The sequence below is a fragment of the Protofrankia sp. Cr1 genome, from assembly GCF_963555865.1.
Classification (GTDB): Bacteria; Actinomycetota; Actinomycetes; order Frankiales; family Frankiaceae; genus Protofrankia.
Genome location: NZ_CAUVXO010000245.1, coordinates 4,425 through 8,632 on the forward strand (window position 1 = coordinate 4,425; position 4,208 = coordinate 8,632).

Here is a 4,208-nt window from a genome sequence, read left to right on the forward strand (position 1 = left end):
GACGCCTTCGGCGCCGACTCGGTCCAGGTCCGCAACCTCAACAAGCAGATCGACCGGCTCGGGTCGGTCGGCGAGCACGGCATATCCGCCACTCTGGTCACGGGGTCTCCGTCGCCTCGGCGACGTGGTAAATGACGTTGCCGTTAATGGTGTCGATGACTAAGCGATTTGATATTGGTTGCGGCCTCGTTGGACCTGCACGCCGGCCATCAGATGTCGTGTGCTAGGCATGGAGTTATGTCTATCCCACACATCGAACTGACCGACGCGCAGCACCGAATACTGGCCGAACTTATGCTCGGTGATCTGCCGCTGCCGGATGATGAGCCGGAGGCGGTCGTGGCCCGTGGTTTTTCTCCGCGACAGTTGGCGACAGACGTACCCGTCATGCTCTGGATGAAGTTGATCTCCGATGCTGGCGGAGTTCTGTCAGCAACCACGCTCGGAGCGGCGATTTTCTACCGGGCCGAGCAGGAAGCCGCGCAGGGCCGGCTTGTAACGGTAGTACTGTTCGCCGATGCTCTGGAGGCTGCCGCCGAATCCGAGCGAGCAGCCCGTCTTGCGCCGCACGCCCTGCGTCAACTCGCGCAGGGCGCGATCTCACTGGACGAAGCTGTTAATCTCCTCTCCTAAGCCCGTTCCGACACGCTCAGGACGGGGTGTCGCCATCCGCGAACAGCCCTTCCGTGATTCGGCGTCGTGGTCTGCGTGCGTCGGCCGACACAGGGAGTATCCCTGCTCCTGCGAGATCTATCTGCGTCACCATCGGACCGGCAAGGACTTCGGCGAGGAGGTCTCGCTGAACGGGTACAAGGTCCACCAGGCGGCGTAGGACCGACAGCAGCTCAATGAGTTCGTTCGTCCATTCACGGGGCCAGGTGTCGACGTGTATGTCATCGAGGGGGCTGGTCTTCTTGCTGGTGGGGTTTGCCTTACGGTAGCCGAACCATTTACATATCACCTGCCTTCCGCCGACATCAAAGGTGAACACGTCTTGGGGAACCGGGTTGAAAGCGCCCTCGCCGACGTACAGCGTGTTCGTCTCGGCCTCGTGGCGCAGGCTGCCGGGAACCGTCGTACCGATGTTGGTCAGGTACCGGATCTGCCGCGTATCCGTCCGTGCGAATCTGACGTCGCAGGCCGGACGACCGTCAGCCTGATCTGCACAGCGTTCACCATAGGTCGAGGTCCAGAGCACCTCGGTGCCGATCCCCACCGCCTTCCGCCAGCTCTCTGGGTTCCGGGTGAGCGGCACACGCACGCCTGGGGTCAGCAGTTCCTCGGCGAACTGCTCGGTGAAGGTGCTGTGCCCCGCCACAGCCACGACGTAGGCGGCCAAATCCAGCACGGTGACCTTCGCCACGCGGAGGGCGTCGGCGAGGTATTGGAGTAGACCGCTGGGGACATTGGCAGTCCCGTCGGGATGCAGAATCGGCATGATTCTGCCGCCGCGACCGTTAAAGTGGTGAGTGTCCGGAATCAACGCCGTCACCACCACCGCGGGCCCGGATTCGATCTCGTGTGAGGACTGCTGGTTGAGGAAGATCTGGCCGTCACGGGATGCCGACCATAGGTCGGGGCGTGGAAAGTCAAGCACGCGGTTGTCGTCGATCAGCCACTGCCGATCGAAGCTGCGAAGTCCGACGCGGACCAGCTGAGGGGTCAGGGAGGTTTCCTGCCCGATCGGAAGCCGACGGGCCGGGCGGCCGGGGAGTGGCGGCATCATCCGGTGCAGCGTGCGGTCCCTGGTCACCTTGAAGAGTCGGGCCTTCTCAGTCGGATCGTCCTCACGGATCAGCCGTGCCCAGCGGCGCCGCAGGGTTTCGGTGGAGGGCGCACTCACCCAGGAGCGGTTCGTTTTGATACCTGGACTGCCCCAGGGGAACAAGTCATCGAGCGCGGGAAAGTCCTCCCATCCTGACTGCGTGGTCGGTGTGAACGGGCGTTCCCATGTGGTGTGCGTCTCCCTCCACCCATCGTCGTCAATGGCAATCTGCGCTAACTGTCGGAACTTGTCCACGCGTCTGCCCGCGATCGAGCGGTAGTGGATGCGGGCAGGGTGGCTGTGGTCCGCATCGCGGACTCTGCGTAGGAAGATGTAGATACCCAACGGCTGGGCCACCGCCGGGAAGGCGCGGGTGGCCACGTCCGCACGCTGCCCCTCGGGGGACAGATTGATGACCCATCCCTCGTCACAGGTACGTCGAAGGTAGTCACGAAGGCCACGTCCGCCGGGGCCGGTGGCGAAGCCCGACGGGGTGATGAAGCAGACCACTCCGGGCCCGCCGGCCTCATGGGCGTCGAAAACCTTCCACGTGGCCCAGCGCCAGAAGTACACGTACATGTTCTTGAGCACATGCTCGTAGCGGCCGTTGCCCGGGTAGCGGAAGGCGTCGAGCAAGGGCTTCTCCTGCCCCTTGGAGGGCTTCTCCACCCACCCGCCACGCCCCTGCGCCTTATCGTCATAGGGCGGGTTTCCGATCACCACTGTGACGGGGACTTCACCCTTGATCTGGTTGGCCCGTCGTCTGGAGGTGGAGAGCGCTCCGTAGGCGAAAAGCGGCTCCTGCTCATCGACAAAGGGAGTCTCCAACGTGTCGGTGAGGAAAAGGTTGAGTCCGCCCGCGGGCAGTGGAACCTCCTTTGCCCGTAGCAGATCCGAGGCGCGTAGTTCGGCGACGGCGTATGGGTTCATCTGCAGCTCGAACCCGTAAAGGCGTTCCACGAGCTGAGCGACGGCATCGCTCGCCATGCCGTCACCGCTTCTTTCGACAGCATGCTTGGCGACTCTCTCGATGATGGTGTGGAGGAAGGTCCCCGTTCCCATGGCAGGGTCAACGATCCGGACGTCGTGCTCGGCGTAACCGTGTTCCTTGCCGAGCCGGGTGCGCAACACGTCCTCGGCGAGGCGAACCATCTCCTCGACTATCTCGCGCGGCGTGTAGTACGACCCACTCTTCTGTCGCAGCGCGGGATCGTATCTGGTGAGAAAATTCTCGTAGAGATGCAGGTAGGCATCCTGGTTGCCGGCGCGGATGGCTGGCCAGTCCACGCAGGCGACGGTGTGGGTCAACAGTTTCAGAGTGACCGAGAAACGTTTGTTGATGTTGTCGGTGAGTAGTTGGAGCGCGCTGCCCATCAGCGCATGGTCCGCGTTCAGGCGGCGGCCGACCTCGTGGAGCCCACCCTCCGTGAGGGGGATGTCCTCTGTGCAGGCCAGTAGCAGCGCGAAGGTCACGGTCTGGGCGTAGCCGTCGGCGAAGGTCGCGTTGTCAGCTTCGGGGAACAGAAGCTTTCGCCAGTCGCTGCGCAGACCGGTGAACGGACGTGCCCGCGTGTCATCCTCGGGTGCGTCTGATTTAGCCTCAGCCGAGAGTTGTTCCAATACGGCGGCGCGCAGCAGGCGGCACAATGGGGCGATGTGCTGCACGAGTCTGGCGACGTTACGGATCGGCGGAGGGGTCCAGAGCAGAAAGGTTTTCAGCAGTGCGTCGAAAGCTGCCGCCTCAGCGGGCCTGAGGCGCTCTCCGCTCGCCTTGAGGGTGCCGACGAACCAGACGGTCTGGCCTAGTTGGACCCCATCACGAAAGAGCCGCCACTCGGTTCCATTCGTGTAGAGGAGGTTGGGCAGGTCCCGCAGCCGTTCCCACTGGATCTTGTTGCGGCCGGTGAAACCATCGGGATCGACGGACAGGCCCGGCCTCTTGATCTCGATGTAGCCGTTCACCAGGCCGTTGACTTGGACCGCATAGTCGGGGCGCACCCCGAGCTCGGGAACGCGGACCTCGTCGTGCCAGGTCACCTCGGGTATGGAATGGTGGTCACCGACAGCCTTCAGCAGACCTTCTAACGGGCTTCGTATCGCGGCCTCGGCGCCGCCGGCCCCAGCCAGTTTAGTCTTGCATGACCGGCCGAAATCTGACACGGCCGTGAACAGCCAGCTATCCAGGAATTCAGGCATGGCATCCCCCCGCAGAGCCACTGAGAGTGATAATTTTAGTAGTGTGGCTGCCTGGTTTTCAGTCGTTCCGCCACATCGGCCAATAATATTAGCGGCATGATTGACTGTGTTTGATGGGTAATAAATGGTCATCACGTGACGAAATGGTATGAAACAGTTGACCCCGGATCGTTTTCGCCTCCGAACACCGCGATCTCGCCGCGACCCGGTGAAGTGACCACCGACCAGGCTGCCGTCTATCCGCGGC

At 62.8% G+C, this 4,208-nt stretch carries 2 protein-coding genes; one reads left to right on the forward strand and one right to left on the reverse strand.

Going from position 1 to position 4,208, the window contains the following annotated elements:
• The first annotated feature begins 237 nt into the window (after positions 1-237).
• Positions 238-633: a hypothetical protein gene (locus U9980_RS17725; RefSeq protein WP_322768935.1), complete on the forward strand. Its 396-nt coding sequence runs from the start codon at positions 238-240 to the stop codon at positions 631-633.
• Positions 634-649: 16 nt separating this feature from the next.
• Here U9980_RS17725 and U9980_RS17730 read toward each other — a convergent pair whose 3' ends face one another.
• Complete coding sequence (locus tag U9980_RS17730; RefSeq protein WP_322768936.1) at positions 650-3,961, reverse strand: type ISP restriction/modification enzyme; 3,312 nt, start codon at positions 3,959-3,961, stop codon at positions 650-652.
• Positions 3,962-4,208: the final 247 nt, after the last annotated feature.

Excerpts from the sequence above, each read along its gene's own strand:
- U9980_RS17725 (WP_322768935.1), top strand. The coding sequence starts at position 238 with ATGTCTATCCCACACATCGAACTGACCGACGCGCAGCACCGAATACTG.
- U9980_RS17730 (WP_322768936.1), bottom strand. The coding sequence starts at position 3,961 with ATGCCTGAATTCCTGGATAGCTGGCTGTTCACGGCCGTGTCAGATTTC.